Annotated in this window: 11 protein-coding genes and 1 pseudogene; all 12 read right to left on the bottom strand. The window is 38.3% G+C overall.

What is annotated here, in order from left to right:
- Positions 1-31: 31 nt before the first annotated feature.
- On the bottom strand, positions 32-1,777 hold the full coding sequence (locus AC0VZ4_RS09160; protein WP_475441527.1) for a DUF3466 family protein: 1,746 nt from the start codon (positions 1,775-1,777) through the stop codon (positions 32-34).
- An 11-nt stretch (positions 1,778-1,788) separates the two neighbouring features.
- Positions 1,789-3,702, bottom strand: coding sequence for an ATP-binding cassette ATPase Uup (uup, locus tag AC0VZ4_RS09155; RefSeq protein WP_475441526.1), 1,914 nt, complete (start codon positions 3,700-3,702; stop codon positions 1,789-1,791).
- A 15-nt stretch (positions 3,703-3,717) separates the two neighbouring features.
- Positions 3,718-3,957: a glutaredoxin family protein gene (locus tag AC0VZ4_RS09150; protein ID WP_475441525.1), complete on the bottom strand. Its 240-nt coding sequence runs from the start codon at positions 3,955-3,957 to the stop codon at positions 3,718-3,720.
- Complete coding sequence (rlmKL, locus tag AC0VZ4_RS09145; protein ID WP_007375734.1) at positions 3,950-6,067, bottom strand: bifunctional 23S rRNA (guanine(2069)-N(7))-methyltransferase RlmK/23S rRNA (guanine(2445)-N(2))-methyltransferase RlmL; 2,118 nt, start codon at positions 6,065-6,067, stop codon at positions 3,950-3,952. Before rlmKL ends, AC0VZ4_RS09150 begins: the two co-directional genes overlap by 8 nt.
- 290 nt (positions 6,068-6,357) lie before the next feature.
- On the bottom strand, positions 6,358-7,773 hold the full coding sequence (locus tag AC0VZ4_RS09140; RefSeq protein ID WP_475441524.1) for an IS4 family transposase: 1,416 nt from the start codon (positions 7,771-7,773) through the stop codon (positions 6,358-6,360).
- A gap of 261 nt (positions 7,774-8,034) precedes the next feature.
- A complete protein-coding gene (locus AC0VZ4_RS09135; RefSeq protein ID WP_475441523.1) occupies positions 8,035-8,565 on the bottom strand; it encodes a cell division protein ZapC domain-containing protein in 531 nt (176 codons plus the stop codon).
- Positions 8,566-8,682: 117 nt separating this feature from the next.
- A complete protein-coding gene (gene pyrD / locus AC0VZ4_RS09130) occupies positions 8,683-9,693 on the bottom strand; it encodes a quinone-dependent dihydroorotate dehydrogenase (RefSeq protein ID WP_475441522.1) in 1,011 nt (336 codons plus the stop codon).
- Positions 9,694-9,812: 119 nt separating this feature from the next.
- Positions 9,813-14,646 (bottom strand): annotated as a pseudogene (locus AC0VZ4_RS09125) (NAD-glutamate dehydrogenase).
- A gap of 209 nt (positions 14,647-14,855) precedes the next feature.
- The gene (locus tag AC0VZ4_RS09120) at positions 14,856-17,177 is read right to left on the bottom strand and encodes an efflux RND transporter permease subunit (RefSeq protein WP_475441521.1); all 2,322 of its coding nucleotides are present in this window, start codon (positions 17,175-17,177) and stop codon (positions 14,856-14,858) included.
- Complete coding sequence (locus tag AC0VZ4_RS09115; protein ID WP_475441520.1) at positions 17,177-18,172, bottom strand: WD40/YVTN/BNR-like repeat-containing protein; 996 nt, start codon at positions 18,170-18,172, stop codon at positions 17,177-17,179. The genes AC0VZ4_RS09120 and AC0VZ4_RS09115 overlap by 1 nt, the downstream gene beginning before the upstream one ends.
- A 126-nt stretch (positions 18,173-18,298) precedes the next feature.
- Positions 18,299-19,663 (bottom strand): DUF1329 domain-containing protein, encoded by a 1,365-nt coding sequence (locus AC0VZ4_RS09110; RefSeq protein ID WP_007375728.1) that lies wholly within the window; start codon positions 19,661-19,663, stop codon positions 18,299-18,301.
- 13 nt (positions 19,664-19,676) lie between these two features.
- Positions 19,677-21,776 carry a DUF1302 domain-containing protein gene (locus AC0VZ4_RS09105; RefSeq protein ID WP_475441519.1) on the bottom strand — a complete coding sequence of 700 codons (2,100 nt, stop codon included), beginning with the start codon at positions 21,774-21,776 and terminating at the stop codon, positions 19,677-19,679.
- Positions 21,777-21,990: the final 214 nt, after the last annotated feature.

The raw sequence follows: 21,990 nt of genomic DNA, 5'->3' as shown, positions 1-21,990 counted from the left end.
TGGGATTTTTTATGCAAATCACTTTAGTTAATTAAAAACGGAATATACGTCTTATACCAACTAAGGGTAGTAATAATAATGTGAACCAAGGAAAGCTCGCAGAGTTACGTTCATAAATTTCTGCTTCAGGGGGTGCACAGTTTTCAACTTCACCATTAGCAATAGGAGTTAACTTTACTGCAACTGCGACACTTTCAAACTCAATATTGCCTTCAATATCAGTAACAATTCCACCTAAAGAATCACGTTTTTCAACTGTTTTGGTTGCTACACCAAAAATCTCATTATTTTCGTTAATTACTTTAGCTTCAGTCATTGTATAAGCATAATTTGTCTCACCATCAGTTTCATAGCATGGTAATAAGTCATTTAGGTTGGTTATTTTATCTTCGCCAATCTTGTATACAAATGCCTCTTTACGACGTGAGCTATCTGAAACACCTACCTCACCTTCCCCAACAATATAACCTTGGCTATTTATATCATTACCATAAGAACTTGAACTAGAAAAATAGTCAGTAGGAAATACCGTATTGCCTGTTGCTATATCATGATAAAAAAACTTATTTCGAAGTGTTCCTTCAATTCGTTTAATAGCATAACCCGTAATAACATCATTATTACTTATTGCTAATGCTTTACCGCCTTGCCAATCATCTTCTTGATTTATAAAATCAACTACCGCACCATCTTTATAATAAACGGGCATGGTTAATATAATGTCATCATCTTTATAGTATCGCGTATGCGATGAACCTACAGCAACACCATTACTATTAACCGCAAGTGCAGTACTTATAAATGCATCATCTTCAGTTTCACCTTCATCAGGTGTCAGTGCTAAACCAAGTTCTTCGACAGAAGTAATATTTAACGATTCATCAAGTTCCCATTTAACAGCACGCTTATTAAATAAGCCTCGTGAAAAATTAGAATTTAATAAATTAACACATACTGATATAGGTTCATCTTCATTATCACACCCATCATCAATATCATCTTGTATTTCAACTGGTATACTAGTTGAAACGTTACCTACTACAGTATAACCACTATTTGTTTTAATAATGTCGTTAGCGCGGCTTGTGCCGCCATATTCATTGAATTCAGGTTCTAACTCAACACTTATACTGCCATCAGCACTTATTACAATCCCACGCTCTATAAATTCATGAGTGAACCATGTTTCAGCTTCGTCATCTCCATCAGGAGTGAATAAAACTTTATCGTAGGGTGCACTGCCCCAACCAACTGAAACACCATCTTCGCTAACAGCATTATACAAATTCGTAGTAGAGCGCGTTAATCCATCGTAATCAACTGAAGCTATATCAAATAAAGGCTGCTCTGTTAAAGTAGAATCATTAAAATTAACGCCTATTAATGAACTTATTTTCTGATACTCAAAATTTGTAGAAATCGATGATAAAAAGCTAATCATAAAACTATGAGCGTCAGAGTTAGTCGCTACAGCATCATTGTTTTCGATATCATCAAGCGTAAAGGTAATTACTTTATCGCTTAACTCAAATGCATCTTCTGTATTACTGTAACTATTCTTGATAATACTTTCAGTAAAATCTATATAGCTTGTATCAATTGGTAAATTATATAAACCATTAGCGACACCAATAATATGGCCGCTTTCACTAACATCGGTAACGTAAGAGTGTTTAGCGTTTTCAGAAGACCCTAACTCAGTTAATTGATATGTCGCACTTATTGCTGAAGTGCTTAATGTCGCTAAAATACTGGCAGCGAGTAATTTATATTTCATTTTAGTCCTTACTACTGATTCTGTAATTCTTCAAGTTCTTCCCAGCGCTCAAGGGCAGCTTCAAGGTCAGACTCAAGTTGTGCTAAATGGTTCAATGCTTTAGTTGTTACATCACTCTCTTGTTTAAAAAAGTCTGCGTCACTCACTACAGCTTGTTGAGCTTCAATTTCAGCTTCTAGTTTTTCCATTTTATTCGGTAGTTGCTCTAATTCAAGTTTTAATTTGTAAGAGAGTTTATTTGCCTTAGCTGCAGGTTTGGCAGCTGGAGTTACTACTTTTTCAACTTTTTTTACTGGTTGTTGCTGAATTTTTTTTTCTTGTTCAGCTAAGTAACTAACATAGGCTTCATAGTCGCTATAACCACCAACGATATCTGTTACTTTACCATTGCCTTCAAATGCCCATACACTAGAACATGTATTATCAATAAATTCTCGGTCATGGCTTACAATCAGCACTGTACCTTGATATTGATTAATAATGTCCTCTAGTAACTCTAATGTTTCAATATCCAAGTCATTCGTTGGCTCATCGAGAACAAGTATATTAGATGGTTTTAAAAACAGTTTAGCTAACAGCAGTCTATTTTTTTCACCACCAGAGAGTGCTTTAACCGGTGTACGAGCGCGTGCTGGCGGGAATAAAAAGTCTTGCAGATAACCTAAAACATGACGTGAACGACCGCCCATCATCACTTCTTGTTTACCTTCGGCAACGTTATCTTGAACTGTTGCTTCTTCGTCAAGTTTTTCACGGTACTGATCAAAGTAAGCAAATTCTAAATTAACACCTTGCTTAGTTATGCCGCTATCTGGTTCTAAATCACCAAACATTAGTTTTAATAGTGTTGTTTTACCAATACCATTTGGACCTACTAAGCCGATTCTGTCACCACGCATAACAAGTGTCGAAAAATCATCAGCAATAACTTTGTCTTTAAATGCATGGCAAAGGTGCTGAGCTTCAAATACTAATTTACCAGAGCGGTCTGCTGTTTCAATATTAAAGTCAGTTTTACCAACTTGATCAACACGTTGTTTGCGCTCATTACGTAGCTGCTTTAACTCTCTAACACGCCCTTCGTTACGTGTTCTACGCGCTTTAACACCTTGGCGAATCCACGTTTCTTCTTCTGCTAAGCGCTTATCAAATAATGCATTTTGCGCTTCTTCTACTTTTAAATCATGCGCTTTTTGCTCTAGATAAGTCGCGTAATCACCTGGGTACGAAATAAGTTTACCGCGATCTAAATCTAAAATACGCGTAGCAACAGCACGAATAAACGCACGGTCATGTGATATAAATACAATGCCGCCTTTAAATTCTTTTAAAAACTGTTCAAGCCACATGACACTTGCCATGTCTAAATGGTTTGTCGGCTCATCTAGTAGCAATAAATCAGGCTCACTTACAAGTGCACGCGCAAGTGCCACTTTGCGTAACCAACCACCAGAAAGGGACTCAAGTTTAGCCTCTGGCGTTAGCTCTAATTGTGTTAAGACTAATTGAATTCTGCTATCAAAGCGCCAGCCATCAGCGGCTTCAAGTTGGTTTGATAAACGTTCAAGCTTGTTTAATAACTTATCAGTACACTGTGTTTGCAATTCGTTACTAACATGATGAAAATCAATGAGTAAGTTAGCAATTTCTGGCATACCTTGCGCAACGTAATCAAATACAGTGCCACTTGCACCTTTTGGTGGATCTTGCTCTAAGCGAGAAATTCGAATGCCACCGAGTTGATTTATTTCGCCATCATCTAAAACAACTTGTCCATCAAGTACTTTTAGCAGCGTTGACTTGCCCGCGCCATTTCGACCAACAACACACACTCTTTCGCCACTTTCTATAACCGCATCTGCTTTATTAAGCAAAGCATGTGTACCAAAAGCAAGTTGTGCTTTTAAAATTCTAATTAGATCCATAGTTCTTATTTGCTCTTATTCTGCTTGTGCTAAAAATTCGCGCACAGAGTGTAAGGTAAAAGGCCAATATAATTTCTCGCCTTTTTCACTTTTTAATACAGGAATAGTAATTTGATACTCAGCAATAAGCTGCTCATCAGTCATAATATCAATGAGTAATAACTCACTAGCATCACGAAGTACTTCAGTGATAAGTTGCTCAGCGTGCTCGCACAAGTGGCAACCATCAGTATGATATAAAATCCATTTAGCCATGCGTAATTAGCCAGCTATTATGGATTTTTTTATTACGTTTGAAGTCTGGTGATAATGTTTTATCTGAGATATTAACGGCTTTTAAGCCTAAACCAATCAGGCCAACTTCATCCATTACAAAACCACGTTTGTTATTAGAGAAAATTAAAGTACCCGATGGACTTAAGATCTTTTTAACCCACGTTAATAATTTAATGTGATCGCTTTGCACATCAAACGCGTCTTTCATACGTTTTGAGTTTGAGAACGTTGGAGGGTCTAAAAATATCAAATCATATTGTGCTGTCGCATGCTCTAACCACTTTAAACAATCTGCTTGTTCAAAACGGTAACGGGTATTACTGATATTGTTTAAATCGAAGTTATCTTGGCCCCATTTCAAATAGGTTTTAGATAAATCAACTGTTGTAATTGCTTTAGCGCCACCAAGTGCAGCATGCACAGAGGCAGTACCTGTGTATGCAAACAAGTTTAAAAAGCGTTTATCTTTTGCATTTTCTTGAATATAACGACGCATTAAACGGTGATCTAAAAATAAACCTGTGTCTAAGTAGTCGAATAAATTAACTTTAAACTTAGCACCAAACTCTTCAACTACCATAGTTCGGTTTTGTTTAGACATAGCGGTATACTGGTCTTCACCCTTTTGCTTTTTACGCACTTTTACAGCAATATTTTCAGGTGAGATATCAAGTTGTTGCGAAGTCAATGTTATTACGTCTTGCAGGCGTTTTTCTGATGTTTTTTCATCAATTTCTTTAGGCGCTGCATATTCAAAAATAACCGCTGAATCACCGTAAATATCTACAGCAACATTGTACTCAGGGATATCCGCTTCATAAACACGATAAGCGTCTACTTTATTTTGTTTAAGCCAGTTTTTTAAGCCTTGCTTATTCTTTTTCAATCTATTTGCGAATGACGTAGAGCCTTCAAAATTAAGCGCTTTTTTATCATCGGTGGTCAAACTTACTTGCTTATCATCTAATTGATATAAGTTGAGTTCAACATCAAGTGGGCCATTTTTAAACTTATAACGCTTAAGACGCACAAGTTTTAAAAGTTTAAATAAGCTCTCGTCCATACCCAGTAAGGCAAGTTTCCAATGATTAAAGTGCTTTTTAAAGCCAACACCTAAATTACGGTGTAAATCAACAAGCTCAGCCATAGAACCAATACGCTCACCATAAGGTAAGTTTGAAATTACCACACCAGGTAACTTAGCAACGGCTGTAAGCTTAGTGGCATCACTTTGCTTAAACTTAATAACATCATCAAGCTCAGCCCGTTTGGCATTATCAATCGCTTTACTTAAAACTTGTTCATCGTAATCGTGGCCAATTAACCACAATTTAGGGTCGGTAATGTTAGCAAGTAACTCTTCTTTAAGTTCTTTAAACTTAGCGGCTCTAAAACTGGGTAAACGTTCAAAAGCAAAGCCTTCACGGAACAATCCAGGCGCTTCGTTTCGTGCCATGCCGGCCGCTTCGATTAAAATAGTACCCGCACCACAACATGGATCGAATAAAGGCTGTTTTACATTATCAAGCCAACCACTTCGCTTAATTAGTGCAGCCGCTAAATGCTCTTTAATTGGCGCTTTACCTTGGCCTTGGCGGTAACCACGTTCAGACAAACGAGGGCCAGAATAGTCAATATACATAGAAACGCCGTAACGATTTAGTCGTGCAACAACACGTACGTTAGCGTCTTGCTTATCAACGTTGGGACGCTGCTCGTATAAATCATTAAAATAATCAACAATCGCATCTTTTATTACAAGACCCGAAAATTGTGTGTTTTTTAATGAGTCATTGGTACCGTTGAAGTCAACAGCGAATGTTTGAGTTGGTCCAAACCACTCTTGCCAAGGTTGCGATCGCGCAAAATTATACAGGCTATTCTTGTCATCTACGCCTTCTTTTTCTTCAATAAGCATAAGCACACGCGTTGCAAAACGACTTGATAAACAAACCTTTTGCGCCAGTAATGAGTCAGCCTCAAAACGAACAGAACCAACAGTTTGCTTAGACACAGTTGCGCCAAGTTCTGTTAGCTCATCAACCAATAAATTTTCGATTCCGATAGAAGTAAGTGCGATAAATTGCAAAGTAATAACCCTTAATAGCTAATTGCGCAGGATTATAACATAGGTTGAGTAACAAACACGCCATAAAGACACGCTTAAAAACTTAAATTTAATGAGGGTCTGTTGAACTTTCAAGGTTAAATTTGCAGCAGTCTGTTTGGTATTTAGGCAAGGCAGAGCCTATGCAGTGTGGTCATTCCCCATAAATGGGCGATAACGTAGCATTAATGCCAAACAGGCGCTGCCCAAACGGTTCTTCCTAGGGGCTATTTACTCTTTGTTGCCTAAGTGGATGTAGGTCTGTCTCTTGATCACAACTTTTCTGTCTGCTGAATTGATATTAACAATTCGGCAGATTCGACCATTTCTGCTAATTTCAACCACCCCTTCCAGAGTGCTTTTACGCCAACTCGACCATTTCTTTTACTGTCATACCACCCTCCCAATTTCGCTAAACTATAGTATAGCCAATGGAGAGACGGTACTTTATCCGGCAACACATCCTTTTCAACCTTTGCCCATAGTAATTTCCACGTCATCTCTTTAACACAAGTTGTACATCTCACTTCTTTGTCTAATTCACTCCTTTGCGCCATATTTTGCAGCTGTAATAACCTGACAGCAATAAACGCCTTAATGATCGCAATTCGTAAAATATTATCACTGTGCTGCAAACGTAAATCTTCTACTTCGGTTCCATCTGTTTTCCATGTTTTATGAAACTCCTCTACACGCCAGCGAAGTTCATAGTATCTTACTAATTTCTGGGCATCTTCTGCTGTATTTACGGGCTCTGTCGTATATAAAATCCAACATAATGGATTTTTTTGCGTACTTTCTTTTTCCTGACAGACAATGACATTGACGCTCAATGTCGGTGATTCTTGCCCTTGTACTCGCTTAGGCTTGGCGAGTGTTATAGGTTGATAGCTCAATGTAATTCGGGCCTGACGCGCTTTTCTTCCCGCACGTTGCGCTATATTAATAGTGTAACAACACTGACCCTGCGCTGTTTCTATTAACTGATTGAGATTGCATTGAGGCTCTATTAATTTTCTATTTTCTTTTGCTCTGACTAAAAATCGATGCCCTTCATCTTTTTGGTAAGTCATGTACTCATAAATGTCAGCTTCTCTGTCGCAGATGTTAAGTATATTTGATAATTCACCTGTACGTTTTTTTATATCCATTAATGTTTGTTGCCAGCGATAGCTTTCTTTCTCTTCGTAAGGGCGTTGCTGTTGTTGATCTTTAGTCCCTTTAACCTTTGATTTCCTAAACCAATAGGACTGGTCGAGTAAACCAATAACGTGCTCCGTATCTGCATCAATTGCTAAAGTTGAATGCGCATATAGCGTTCTTGTTTTTGATGGTTTTCCTAATGTATTTGCACAGTTCACATCGCCTAATTCTTTGCAAACACTGTGTTTAAATGTCAATCCTGTCGTATCTTGGATAGCGAGAACCAAAGGCAACTGCTTTACCGCTTCACTCGTTTGTGAGAATCCTGAATCGGCAATCGCTTGAGGGGATATTTTCTCATTTCTAATGAAACGATAAGCGGCTTCAATTTTTGCGGGTGTATCAGAAGCCTTAACAATTGAGCTGTCTGCATTCTCAGCCATATCGCTTGCTAGTAGAGCTAATCGTCGGGTGCGTCTCGGATCTCCTAAATTAGCATTACCAAAAATTAATTGAGCCCATTCTTCAGAAGTGTTTGTGTGCATATGATAAATCTATGAGTGATGATGATCGATTAGATCACAGACTTAACGATATTCAAAGACTTGTGTATAAGAGACAGGGATGTAGGTAAGGGGCGTGAGCAGGACGCGGAAGCTTTGCTCGGTTTTTACTTATTCTTACATGGATGTAAGCCAGTATAGTAACGCAGGAGCAGCTACCGAGCCCACTAGGTTACAAATCTCGCGCTGCGATTAAATAGCCGCTAGTTTGAACAAATTTCAATCCGCAAAGATCAGCAGACCCTAGGCGGTTTGACTTTGGTATTGCTGATTTAGAATGGGGTGGACTCGATTATTCAAAATACGGATTACTTCAAATTGTGCTAAAGATAAATTTTCGTCTAATTTAAAGGTTTCGCTTAAATTTAAGCAAATAGATGAATCAGAGCAGTGCTCTACAATTAAGAAATCACCCGATTGTGCTTTAGATGTTAATTTTACTATTGCCTCTACACTAGGCTCTGTTCCAGTGTACTCTTCAAAAAACCAGCTTTTTGATAAAACGGGTTTTAAGTGATATTTAACAGCGGTTGCATTTAGCGATATTTGACAAATTTGAGCAGCAGACCACAATCCAAACCCATCTAAATAGTTATAAACTTGTTCATAAAATGCAGCATCTTCTAAACTAAAACGTGGATTTTTAAAAACAGAATCGGTGAGTTGTCTTAACTTATAGGGCGTACATAATTGCATGTCGTCATTTAAATCAAGTAACAAACGATTTTTATTAGGACAAGTAATCCACTGCCATTGCTTTGATGCTTGTAACATTTACTCCTCCTTGGGTATGTTGAATAATTATTGCTCACAGTATAACCGCTTTTGACCACTTTTAAAATGCTTGCTTAGAACATTTATCGAACGATCAAAAGCTTAGATAACTGATCCTTATAAGCCGTTAACGATCGTCTTTACCAATTGTGGACCTTTGTAGATGAACCCAGTATAAACTTGAACTAAATTTGCGCCTGCATCTAACTTTTCTTTTGCAGATGTAGCATCGTCAATACCGCCTACTCCGATGATTGGCAACTTACCTTGTGTTAAGCGTTTCAATTCACTCACTACCTCTGTAGAGCGCATTCTAACAGGATGACCTGATAAACCGCCGGCTTCTTCTGCATATTGCTGGCCCATAACTGCAGCTCGCTCAAGCGTGGTGTTCGTGGCAATTACACCATCGATTTTATTATTTAAAAGTGACTCACTTACTTGCTCTATTTGTATTTGATCCAGATCCGGCGCAATTTTTACCAGCATCGGAACTTGCTTATTGTGTTTAGCTGCTAGATCAAGTTGCTCGCTTTTAAGGCTTTGCAGTAAATCATCAAGCGCTGCACCATATTGTAAATCACGAAGTCCAGGGGTATTTGGTGATGAAATATTTACCGTAATGTATGAGGCATGCTCAAATACTTTACGCATACAATGAATGTAGTCATCTTTACCTTGCTCATTAGGTGTATCTTTATTCTTACCAATATTGATACCGAGTATCCCACTGTACTTTGCCGCTTTTACGTTAGCGATTAAGTTATCAACGCCTTTATTATTAAACCCCATGCGATTAATAATTGCATTTGACTCTGGCAACCTAAAAATACGAGGTTTATCATTACCCACTTGAGGGCGCGGTGTAACCGTACCGACTTCGATAAAACCAAAGCCCATTTGGCTAAATGCATCTATACATTCAGCATTTTTATCAAGCCCTGCAGCAAGCCCAACTGGGTTTTTGAATTCAAGGCCTAAAAAATTAACTGGTTTGTCTGCAATACTTTGCGACCAAGCGGCACTTAACGGTGTGTTAGCGAAACGACGTAGGTTACTTAGAGCAAACTCATGCGCCCACTCCGCATCACGGGTAAACATAAAACGGCGAGCTAAATCGTAAAACATGAATATAATCCTCTATTAAAATACAGACAAAAAAATACCTCAGACAAGGCTGAGGTATTGTATAACAAAATAATCAATTCATTTATTTTTTGTGGAATAAAAACAAATGAAAGGCTAAATTATTTTCCTGAAGTATTACAATTATGGCTCAATAACATTAATTCACGAAGTGCTACAGAGAACTTAGCAAAATCATGACTTTGTGAAGTTTTAAATTCAGCCAACATCTGTTTCCAACGAAGTAATAATAACTCTTGGTTATCCATCCATTCATCTATTTGACTATCAACATCTTTTTCATCAGCTTCAAAGCTATTTAATACTACTTCAGCTAACGTACGTTGTTGCCAATCTAGCTCTTCACGGTAAGAAGAACGAGCAAGCGCTTGCCAATGGTTTGCAACCGGTTGATGGGTAATTTGATCTAAGAACCAATGCAGACCCATTCGCGCACCAAGTTTAAAGTACGTATTAGATACCATTGAGATACCTCGGCCCGAACTATTCGCAATTTCCGCTAAGTCCATTACCGAGAACAAACTTGATAATGCCAAAATTCGTTTAGCGATATCTTCCGGTACACCACTTTCAATTAGCTTATTAGCTTCTTGTACTATGCGATCATTTTCTTTTTCAACAATATAAGTATTCACTTAAATCTTTGAATGTTGGTGCAAAGTACTCAATTCCTTGCTCAATCGTTTGCGCCTTATTACGATGACGTAAGAACCAACGTGTAGTTCGACGCACAGTACGACGAAGTTGGTAAAGCATCTCAGTTTGAACAGCTGCTGGAATTTTATTATCTAGTGCGCTTATAGAAGACCATGTATCGCGCATTTCAAAAATTTCACTGGCAATTGAATAACACATTGCAATTTCAGCTTCGCTTGCGCCAGTTTCTTCATGCATACGTACCATGAAGTTTAAACCCATATCATTAACGATATTGTTAGCAAGTTTAGTTGCAATAATTTCTTTACGTAGTGGATGATTGTTCATCGCATCGTTAAACTTCTCACGTAATGGCCGTGGAAACGATTTGACGAGCAGCTGGCGGTAATATGGGTTTTCAGTAATTTCATCACTTACTAAAGACTCTTTTAATACCATTTTAGCGTAAGACACGAGCACTGAAAGCTCAGGGCGAGTTAAGTCTTTACCTGCGGCTGCACGTTCTGCCAATTCTTCATCACTAGGAATGAACTCGATAGCACGGTTTAGCTTGCCGTCTTTTTCAAGCGCATGAATAAAACGTATTTTTTCTTTAAGAGTAGACGTGCCCTTCGATTGCGTAATTGAAATCGTATGCGTTTGACGATAACAATCTTTAAGCACTAATTCAGAGACTTCATCAGTCATTGAATAAAGTAGCTCATCACGTTGTTTACGGGTTAAATCACCTTCCGCAACTAAGCCATTAAGTAAAATTTTAATGTTAACTTCGTTATCAGAACACGCAACACCCCCTACGTTATCGATAAAGTCAGTGTTGACACGCCCGCCTTTTGCTGCGAACTCTATACGGCCAAGTTGAGTTGCGCCTAAGTTACCGCCCTCACCTATAATTTTTGCACCCAACTCATTACCATTAATGCGAAGTGCATCGTTTGCACGATCCCCAACATCTGCATCAGTTTCTTTAGAGTTTTTAATGTACGTTCCGATACCGCCATTCCACAGTAAATCGAAGTTCATCATTAATGATGCTTTCATTAATTCGTTTGGTGTCATACTTGCTTTTTTAGTGCCAAGCATTTTTTTCATTTCAGGGCTTAATGTTATTGATTTAGCCGCGCGAGAAAAAATACCTCCACCTGCAGAAATAAGGTCTTTGTTATAATCTTCCCAAGATGAGCGCGGCATATTAAATAGACGTTCGCGCTCTGGGTAAGATGTCGCTGCATCTGGGTTAGGATCAATAAAAATATGCATATGATTAAATGCAACTTGTAAACGAATATGTTTAGACAACAACATACCATTACCAAACACATCCCCTGCCATATCGCCTATGGCGACCACTGTAAAGTCGGTAGTTTGACAATCGATATCCATTTCACGGAAATGACGCTTAACTGATTCCCATGCACCTTTAGCAGTGATACCCATTTTCTTGTGGTCATAACCAACTGAACCACCTGAAGCAAACGCATCACCTAGCCAGAAGTTATATTCATTCGCAATACCATTTGCAATGTCTGAGAAGGTGGCTGTCCCTTTATCAGCCGCAACTACTAAGTAAGCATCATCTTCGTCATGACGAACAACATCTCGAGCTGGCACTATTTCACCACGTTCAATGTTATCTGTAATATCTAATAAGCCGCGAATAAATATTTTATAACATTCTTGGCCTTCTTTTATAAACGCTTCGCGTTCAGTCGGTAGCTGTTTACATACAAAACCACCTTTAGAGCCAACAGGTACAATTACTGTATTTTTAACTTGTTGCGCTTTTACCAGACCAAGGACTTCTGTACGGAAATCTTCACGACGATCAGACCAACGAAGTCCACCACGAGCCACCTTACCATAACGTAAATGCACGCCTTCAACACGTGGGGAGTAAACAAAAATCTCAAATGCAGGAAGTGGCAATGGTACATCAGGAATTAGACTAGGTTGAATCTTAAATGAGACATAAGATTTAAACTGACCTTGTGCATCTTTTTGATAATAATTAGTACGAAGCGTTGCAACAATCATATCAACGTATAAACGTATAATTCGGTCATCATCAAGGTTGGCAACATTTTCAAGTTCTAGGTAAATTTGTGCTATTAATTTCTCAAGTGTTTTAGCACTAGCCGGGGCTTTAATTGAGAACTTTTTAGCGAACAAATTAACTATTTGCGCAGCAATATTTGGGTAATTAGCAAAAGTACTTTCAATATACGTTTGCGAGAACGTAACACCAATTTGACGCATATATTTAGCATAAGCACGTAAAATAGAAGCTTCACGACCTGCTAGGCCACCCATTAAAACTAAACGGTTAAAACCATCGTTTTCTAGACGGTTGCCCCAAACATTTGTTAATGCAGCGCGAAAACGTGCTGAAATTTTATCAAAGTCAGCCATTCCTTTGCTGTCTATTAGCATAGAAAAATCCATGATCCAATTAATACGACCATCACTGGTTTTAACTGAATATGGCGTTTCGCCAACAACACGTAGACCAAAGTTTTCAAGCATTGGCATAACATCAGATAAATGAATTGGCTCATCTTTATGGAATAAGCTTAATCGTACAATATTGCTATTAGCTTCTTCTTGTGGACGATAAAACAACATTTCTAGTTTATTTTCGTCGGTCAATAATTCTAGTTTTTCAATATCTACAACTGCGGCACTGGGAAGCACTTCATCCTTATATGAACGTGCAAACGCATTACAGTATTTACGGTTTAAATCGTTACCGCGTGCTTCACCAGCTGATTCTAAAAGCGCAGACTGCAACTTGTCTTCCCAAGTACGCGCAGCTTCTATTAAATTATTTTCGATGTCTTTCACGTTATATTCAATATTGTTATCGGTCACACGAACAGTGTAATGGGTACGCGCCAGTGTTGACTCAGAAAAGTAAGTAGTAAATTCGACTTTGTTGTCAGAATTAAATGCGTTGCCTAAAATATCTTGCGTTTCACGACGAAGGGCTGTGTTGTAACGTTCTCGAGGAACATAAACCATACATGAGAAAAATCGGCCGTAAGCATCTTTACGAACGAATAAGCGACACATGTCACGCTCTTGTACTTGTAAAACCCCCATGGCAACTTCAAGTAGTTCGTTTTCACGCGCTTGAACTAGCTCATCGCGGGGATAGGTTTCTAAAATATTTAAAACCGCTTTGTAAGCATGCGTGCCTTTAGCAAAGTCACATATCTCCATGATGCGGTTAATCTTACTCTTTAATACAGGGACATCCGCAGCGCTATTATTATAAAAGCTTGAAGAAAACAACCCAATAAAACGGTCTTCGCCAATTACATTCCCTTCATCGTCAAAACGTTTTATACCAACATAGTCAATATAAGCGGGGCGATGTACACGAGAAAGTGAATTGGTTTTTGTTAAAATTAATAAATTACTGCTACGCGCTTCTTGGCGTGCTACTTCTGGTAATTCTGATAATAATCGTGTGTGTTCTTCAGTTGAATTTTTCATCAAGCCAAGGCTAGTGTCCATTTTACCTTTTAATTGGTAATCACCTTGCACAGGGCTTAATTCATATTCGCGATAGCCCATTAGTGTGAAATTATCTTTAACTAACCAATCTAAAAACTCTACCGTTTCGGCAACTTCGTTTTCATTTTTATTGTGGCGACGCTTAGGTAGCTCTTTGGTGACCGCAATTAATTTTTTACGAATAGGCTGCCAATCTTCAACTGCAACAGATACATCAACGAGTACTGATTCTAATTCTTTTTTGAAAGACTCAATTACAGAAGAATCTGTTTGACAATCAATTTCAATAAAGAAAACCGTTTTAGTCAACGTCGATTCTTGCTCTGCTTTTAAATTAGATAAACCCGATATTTTCGTGTTTTTGTCACGTTGAATTTTAAGTGGGCTATGAAGTAATAAGTGAGAGGCGATATTTTCACGAGTCATGGCCATACGCACTGAATCTACTAAAAAAGGCATATCTTTAGCAATAATTTCAACAATTGTATGCGATGACTGCCAGCCATCTTTAGCCACTTCGGGATTGAAAACGCGGATAACAGCATTATCAGTTGTATTCTTTTCTAGCGAATTCCAAAGGCTTAGTGCAGCGCCATATAAGTCACTATCGTTACGATTAGCCAAATCCTCTTTAGACATGTTGCTGTACAAGGCTTTGGCGAATTTTTCAACGAGTAACACATTATCAGCGTGAACTTTTTTTTGGATCAGCTTACAAACATTATCTAGGATAACCGAGGCTTGGCCTTCATTTCGTGTCATTGTATGTTCCTTAATCTATTACTGCCTAGTGGCAGAATATTTGTACAGCCATTTATTAGCGTGGAGTCAGTTAAATTCTAACCCTTTTACAGCTAATAAACAGCCTTTTCGATGAAAACATTTTAAGCTTTTCAGCTATTTGGTCATCTATTCACAAATTATAGATATAAATGGCCATTACTGGCCATTAAGGAGCAAAATTATTCACTTTATTTCTTCTGGTCAGTCCAGAGTAAACTTCCAATCGCAGGTAATAACAGTACTGCACCTAACATATTTACTAAAAACATAAAGGTAAGCAGTATTCCCATGTCTACTTGAAATTTCAAATCAGAGAAAATCCATGTGCTAACACCAATTGCAAGCGTAATACCCGTAAATAACACGGCACTACCACGTTCAACCAATGCATTGCGATAAGCAACACTCAGTGGCACGTTTTGTTTAAGCTGCCCCATCATTGATGACAGGATATAGATGCCATAATCAACACCAATACCGACTCCTAAAGCAATCACCGGCAATGTAGAAACCGTTAAGCCTATTTCTAGTTGAACCATAAGTGCTTGAGCAAGTGTTGATACAATATAAAGTGGTAATACCACAGCAATCGTTGCTTTTACGCTTCTGAAACTTAATAAACATAAAATAATTACTGCACCATAAACGTATATCATCATTGGTATTTGTGCTTCAGATACTGACTCATTTGTTGCAGCCATTACGCCAACAGGCCCAGACGCTAATTTAAAGGCTAATTTATCAGTGCCCTCTTCTATTGAAAACTGTTTAACGTTTTCAATTACGCGGTCAATCGTTTGTGCTTTGTGATCATCTAAAAAGATAATAACAGGCATAACAGAACAATCACCATTGAGTAAACCCGTACTCGTTTCTACTCTTGAAGTGGATTGCACTAAACTAGCAGAATTTCGTGGAAGACTTTGCCACTTAAGGTTACCTTCGTTATAGCCTGCATTAACTGACTGCGCAACTGAACTCAAACTAACAACTGATTGCACGCCGGCTACATTTTCAACTTTATATTGAAAGCGACTAATACGCTCCATAACATCATGTTCAGTACACGCTGCAGGATAGGCCTCAACAATGACCTTTAAAATGTCAGATGAAATTGTATATTTATCTGATATTAAGAAAGTATCTTGATTATAGCGAGCGTCTTGATGAAGGGAAGGTGCTCCGGCATGTAAATCACCTATGCGCATTTTATCTGCTTGCCAATAGCCCAAAGCAAATAACACCAAAGTAAAGCCTATAATCATTTTAGCAATTTTAGGATCGGTTGCTTTAACGAGTATGTCACGAATCGCATCAAGCAGATTTGGTTTATCCGCATCACCTGATTGAATATGCACACTGCCTTCAAATTTCATGTAAGAAGCCCAAACAGGCAATAAAATTAAATTAGTAAATATAATAACCGCAACACCTAAACTGGCTGTTATTGCCAGCTCACGAATAATACCAATATCAATGGTCAATAATGTTAAAAAGCCAACAGTGTCTGATAAAAGTGCAATACCACCTGGGATAAGTAACGTTCTAAAACTTGATTGACAGCAAATCCTAGTACTTTTCCCCTCGCCTACTTTTTTGCCTATTGCATTGATCATCTGCACACCATGACTTACGCCAATAGCGAAGACTAAAAATGGCACCAAAATAGACATAGGATCAAGGCCAAAGCCTAAACTCGAAAGTAAACCTAGCTGCCAAATAACAGCAATGATGGAACACGCAATAGGTAAGATCGTTAACTTTAAACTACCACAAAACAGCCAAACCATAATAAAAGTAAAGGCGATAGCAATCGCAAAAAAAACAACCACCCCTTTTGCGCCTTCAGCTATATCCCCGGCCATTTTTGCAAAGCCAATAATATGAATACTTACTTTGTCTGTACTTAAAGGTTCTCTTAAATCACTTTCTAGCTTTTGTGCAAAAGCTAATGTGTCTAATTTTTGTTGTGTTTGAGGATCTGTTTCTAAAAGTTGAGCAGTTACCATCGCGCACGAATAATCGCTGGCAATCATACGCCCTACAACTTTTGCTTTTTCAATGTTTTCCTTTACTACACCTAAACCACGCGTATCTGCTTTAAAGTTTGCAGGAATAATTGGACCACCTGCAAAGCCATCCTCGACTACTTCAACAAAACGAGCGCTGGGGGAGAATATAGAATTTACTAATGGACGGTTTACTCCAGGTATAAAATAAAGCTGATCATGAACCGCTTTTAGCTGAGTAAAAAATTCTGGATTAAATATATTACCACTGTCATCACAGACTGAAATAAGAATACTGTTTGCACCACCAAACTGCTTTTCATGCTTGGTATACACTTTCATATAATCGTGGTTTAACGGGATATTTTTATTAAACGATGCATCAAGTTGAATTTGCGTTGCTTTAAATACAAGTAAGCACGTTATGAGTGCAAAGCTTATAAGCATGATTAAGCGATGTCTAAAAATCGCTTTTTCTATTAAATCTAAAATCTTATGCATTAAGGGGTCAACTCCTTCACTTTAATGCCATCTTCTGTAGCCATGATTAGGTTATTATTTATAATCACACCATCAAGTATTGCTTTACCATCAGCGAGTTGCTCGTGAGTAAGTAACCCATCTTGTAAATGAAAAATAACTCCACTGTTGGCCAGCATTAACCATTGTTCATTGTTATAATTAATGATGCTGTTAACGGTTGCAGCTTTTACATTTTCTAAATGCTGCCACTCTTGCTCCCCTCGTTGTTTCGTAAATACGTTACCGCGTAGACCTGCAACAACTTCTTGTTGTTCATCTGAATTAAACACAAAAAAGGAACCGGGGTAAATTTCTTCTAAACGTTCCCAAGTAACACCATTGTCAGAACTTCTGGCCATTAACCCCATTTCACCAACGATTATTAATCCGTCAGTCGTTTTTTCTATACGATTAAAATGCGGTAAAATTGAAGCTGTTTCAGCCTCATAACCTTCAGGATCATTTTCTTTTAAATCGTTTAAGTAATCACGATCATCACTAAAAAGTAGCGAATCTAAAAAGCGTTTTTGCCAATGTTGGCCACCGTCTGTAGTTTGATAAAACATGCCATATGCGCCAACTGCAAAACCTTTTAAGTCATCTTCAAATAAAATATCTAAACATGGTTTGTCTAATTCAGGTAATGCTTGTTGTAGCTGCCAATTAACGCCACCGTCAGTAGTATTTATGATTGTTGCATCGTGGCCACACGCCCATCCACTATTTTCGTTACTAAAATCAACGGCAGTTAAGAGCACTTGAGTTGGAACTAGCTCAGCTTGTTGCCATGAATCACCCGATGTACTTTTAATAACAGTACCGTGCTTACCAACAGCAATTAAGCCATTACCCGTGTTAGTTATATCAGTGAGTAAGGTTTTAGCTGCATTTGTTGCACTGATTGCATAGTTAGGGGCTTCTTGTGCAACACTCGCACCGCTTATTATCAGGCTGGCATATACCAAATACTTCATAAATTTTAATCGCCTTGTACGAGAGAGTTGTTTGTCTTTTTACTAGGGAGTGCGTTGCGCGCTGTAAGACAAACGCGATGAGAAAGGAAAAGGCACTTAACATATTGTTAAGTGCCTAGTTTAATACTATCTACCTGCGCGACGTAAAGCGCTTGAAGTAAATTCGTTATCGTTAAACGACTGTGAAAAATCGTACATTTTTTCTTGGTTATCTAAACCAATTGCTAAATAACGACGAGAGTTCAAATCATGGTAAACCTCAAGCGTACTCCACTGTGTAGGTACTTCGTAATAGTTAAGGCCATAAGCCATTGCTACACGATAAAGTTGGTCGCGGTTATCATAAATATCAGTGACCTGTACCTGCCAGCTATCTTCATCAATGTAAAATACACGTTTTTTATAAATATGGCGTGTATCATCTTTCAAGTTAGCTTCAACAACCCATACACGGTGCTTTTCGTAACGCGTATGTTCTGGATTAATATGACCTGGTTTTAAAATGTCATCATATTCAAGTTTGTCACTATGTAGCTTATAGCTATTATACGGCACATATAATTCTTGCTTACCTTTTAACGTCCAATTGTAACGATTAGGCGAGCCATTAAACATATCAAAGTCATCGGTAGTACGTAAGCTATCCGCTGCAGTACCTGGTGCATCATATGCCACGTTAGGTGCGCGACGAACACGTCGTTGACCTGAGTTATACGTCCAAGCTTGGCGTGGTGTTAATATTTGGTCCATCGTTTCATGAACTAATAACGCTGTACCCGCTAAACGAGCAGGCTCTGTTACTTTTTGTTTAAACTTAAACAAAATGTTTGAGTCTTGTAGCTCTGCTGGTGTTGCGCTTGGGTCTGAATATTTAACTAATAATTGCTCATCAAAGCCAACATAATTGTAAGAACCTGATGCGGTTGGTGCAGCTTGTCCACCAAAACGCTCAATAGATTGGCCACGATAGCGCAATAAGTGATTCCAAATTGCCTCTAAACCAGTTTTAGGGATAGGGAAAGGGATACCAATTGCAGTATTTTTAATCCCGTTACCACCTTCAACTAGCTCTGCCGTTGCTGCAAACTTTTTCGTTGCATCATAAACAAATTGAGGATACGAAGCAGAACGACGTGTTTCGTATACTGGCATTTTGAACGTGTCTGGATACGCTTCAAATAAAGCAATTTGCCCGGGGCTTAAATTTGCTTTGTATTTTTCAATATTACTTTTATCAATAGTGAAAAGCACTTTATCTGTTGAAAACGGGTCAAGATGATGCATACCAGGTTCATAACCTGCTGGCGCAGATGTAATCCCGTTATTCCATGCAGGAATAGAACCATCAGCATTGGCTGATTTTTCTGCACCCATTGGCGTTAAATCTTGGCCTAAGTGAGCAACTTCATCAGCACTTAATTTGGCTAATGCCGCGCTGCTTGCAAACAAGCTACAAAAAGCAGTAGCAATGAGGGTAGGTTTTTTAATCATAGTAATATTACCCCTAAATAGAATATTTTAAATTGAAAGAAACGTAATCGCGGTCTGAGAATGTATTAACACCACCGCCGCCCCAAAATGAGTTATAGCTCACATCAAGTGACCATGCATTTTGGTAATTAAAGTTCATGGTAGCACCTAAAGATTTACGGTCTTCAATAAACAAGAACATAGGATCTGGTGTATTACCATTTACGTCATGAGAAAAAACAAAACGTGGTGAAAAGTTAATACCATTGTAGAGATTAAAATAATCACCTTTAGCAATTAAGCGGTAACCCCAAGAAGAAGCGGTTGCAAAAGACTTTTCTTCAGCACCATTTGATAAACCAAGCTGTAGCGTTGAATAATCGGTAGTACCTGGACCCGTAATTGTTCCACTTCGGCCAGTGCCAGATACATTTAAGCGCATTTCATCGTATTCAGGCATATTGTGAATTTTTACAGCGCCCACTTCACCAACAACAGCCCAGCTATCAGCACCTAACGAAGGGCCAAATAAATGGGTCGCAGTGAACTGAATCTGTGATGTATCACGTTCAATATAACCTTGGGCAACTTCACCTGGGCCAACTGAGCTTATAGCATCACCAAAACTCATTTGCGAAATACCCGCAAAATCAAGACGAATACCCGCAACAGCTAACTGTTCAGGCATTGCTGTGTAGAGTAATTCTACGTCATCAATTTGCAGTGGTTCATCTTGACGAAAAGCAAATTCACCGGCAAAGGCTGTTTCGCCTATCGTGGTATTAAAACTTAAACCGTATAATTTGATATCTTCAGGGTAATCGTTTTCCGCTTTAGAGAAAGCGGTTAAATCAGCAACATTATCAGACGTAATTTCTGTTGTCATAATCATTGCTAAATCTTGTGCAATAGCTGCTTGAGTAAAGTTTGATACACGACCAGATATAAGCGGACGACGACTATGATAATTCACATGATACAGTGCAATTTCAGTATCATTAAATTCAGGCAAAAATACACCTAAACGTAAACCGTATTGGCCGCCATCTTCAGGTTCTGTTTTACCGTTACCGCCTTTACCTTTAAGTGCAACTTTAGTGGGGTAAGCAAGGTACATTTGAGCAAGTAAAGCACTGCCTTCAGCACTAGATGGATCAATCCCCTGTGCAGCTGCCGCTAAAGCAAAGTCAGATGTTAGGTTGTTTAGACTATCAGTTAAAAATGCAACATCAATATCAGGGTTAGATGTAAAACCTAACTGAACATTTTGCTGATAACCATTTTCTGCCGCAAAGTCATTAGTAGAAAAGTACGTACCTGCTGCAGGCAAACGCGTTTCTTGCCATTGATACTGATAAAAACCTTCAAGCGTAATATTGTCTGTTATACCCAATGAAGCCCATAACATGCCCACCGGAATGAATGCCTCTTTAAGCTCAGCACCAGGTGCTTTTAAACGATCTATATCTACAGGGTTTACATTAATACCATGAGATATAAGCGTACTTTCACCCCAGTTAACAACTTGCTGACCTAAACGCACTGATAATGGGTTGTTACCGTCATTTAAATCAAAATCAGCCCAAACAAACGCATCTAATAAACGAATGTCGGCGCAGCTTTGTGCTTTAGTATCTTTATCGTCACATGGGTCAACACCTTGACCTGATGTAGGATTAGCATATGCATGATTGCCATCCATTAAGGCAAAATCATAAAAATACATAAAACGTGTAAACAAACCGTAGTTGTCTTTATTTATTGAAAGGTCGTGTGTACCTTTTAATAATTTAGAAAATGAATCACCACTATCGAAATTCAAATTACCCGCGTCACCATTATTTGAGTAAGAGCCTGGTTGAGCCCACACATCTTGAGATGAATAAACGGTATTACTTAACGCAGGATTGTAACCTGCCCAGTTAAATGCCGGGTTATTACTTTTACCAATTAAGCTAAAGTCTCGGTCTTCTACACGGACACTTTGCCCATATGAAAAGGTTGAATCGAAGGTAATATCAAACCCTCCGGCTTCAAATGTTGCAGCTTGTACATTAGCTGTTGATAAACCAAGGCTAGCGACTGCTAAACCTATAGCGATTTTATTTTTAACAAAAAGCGATCTTCTTATCATTTTTGGTTCCCCCCTGTCGCGGGTCATTTTGTGTGATCAAGTTATTGTTTTTAGTGTAATCGTAACGATAGAAGCGAAATGGATAAATTACAAATAGTCGCATTCAATCTGTTATATATTTTCATTCTGGTTGACGTTTACGTATTGGTAAGACGTCGTACCAGATAATTTATACACGTAATTTAACAATAGAACAAATTGAAATTAACAAAAA

This window comes from Pseudoalteromonas sp. QJM3NY_22, from assembly GCF_056173065.1.
The sequence above is the reverse complement of the archived record's forward strand: the minus strand, read 5'-3'. Positions and strand labels throughout refer to the sequence as shown.

Excerpts from the sequence above, each read along its gene's own strand:
- AC0VZ4_RS09160 (WP_475441527.1), bottom strand. The coding sequence starts at position 1,777 with ATGAAATATAAATTACTCGCTGCCAGTATTTTAGCGACATTAAGCACT.
- uup (WP_475441526.1), bottom strand. The coding sequence starts at position 3,702 with ATGGATCTAATTAGAATTTTAAAAGCACAACTTGCTTTTGGTACACAT.
- AC0VZ4_RS09150 (WP_475441525.1), bottom strand. The coding sequence starts at position 3,957 with ATGGCTAAATGGATTTTATATCATACTGATGGTTGCCACTTGTGCGAG.
- AC0VZ4_RS09140 (WP_475441524.1), bottom strand. The coding sequence starts at position 7,773 with ATGCACACAAACACTTCTGAAGAATGGGCTCAATTAATTTTTGGTAAT.
- AC0VZ4_RS09135 (WP_475441523.1), bottom strand. The coding sequence starts at position 8,565 with ATGTTACAAGCATCAAAGCAATGGCAGTGGATTACTTGTCCTAATAAA.
- pyrD (WP_475441522.1), bottom strand. The coding sequence starts at position 9,693 with ATGTTTTACGATTTAGCTCGCCGTTTTATGTTTACCCGTGATGCGGAG.
- AC0VZ4_RS09120 (WP_475441521.1), bottom strand. The coding sequence starts at position 17,177 with ATGCATAAGATTTTAGATTTAATAGAAAAAGCGATTTTTAGACATCGC.
- AC0VZ4_RS09115 (WP_475441520.1), bottom strand. The coding sequence starts at position 18,172 with ATGAAGTATTTGGTATATGCCAGCCTGATAATAAGCGGTGCGAGTGTT.
- AC0VZ4_RS09110 (WP_007375728.1), bottom strand. The coding sequence starts at position 19,663 with ATGATTAAAAAACCTACCCTCATTGCTACTGCTTTTTGTAGCTTGTTT.
- AC0VZ4_RS09105 (WP_475441519.1), bottom strand. The coding sequence starts at position 21,776 with ATGATAAGAAGATCGCTTTTTGTTAAAAATAAAATCGCTATAGGTTTA.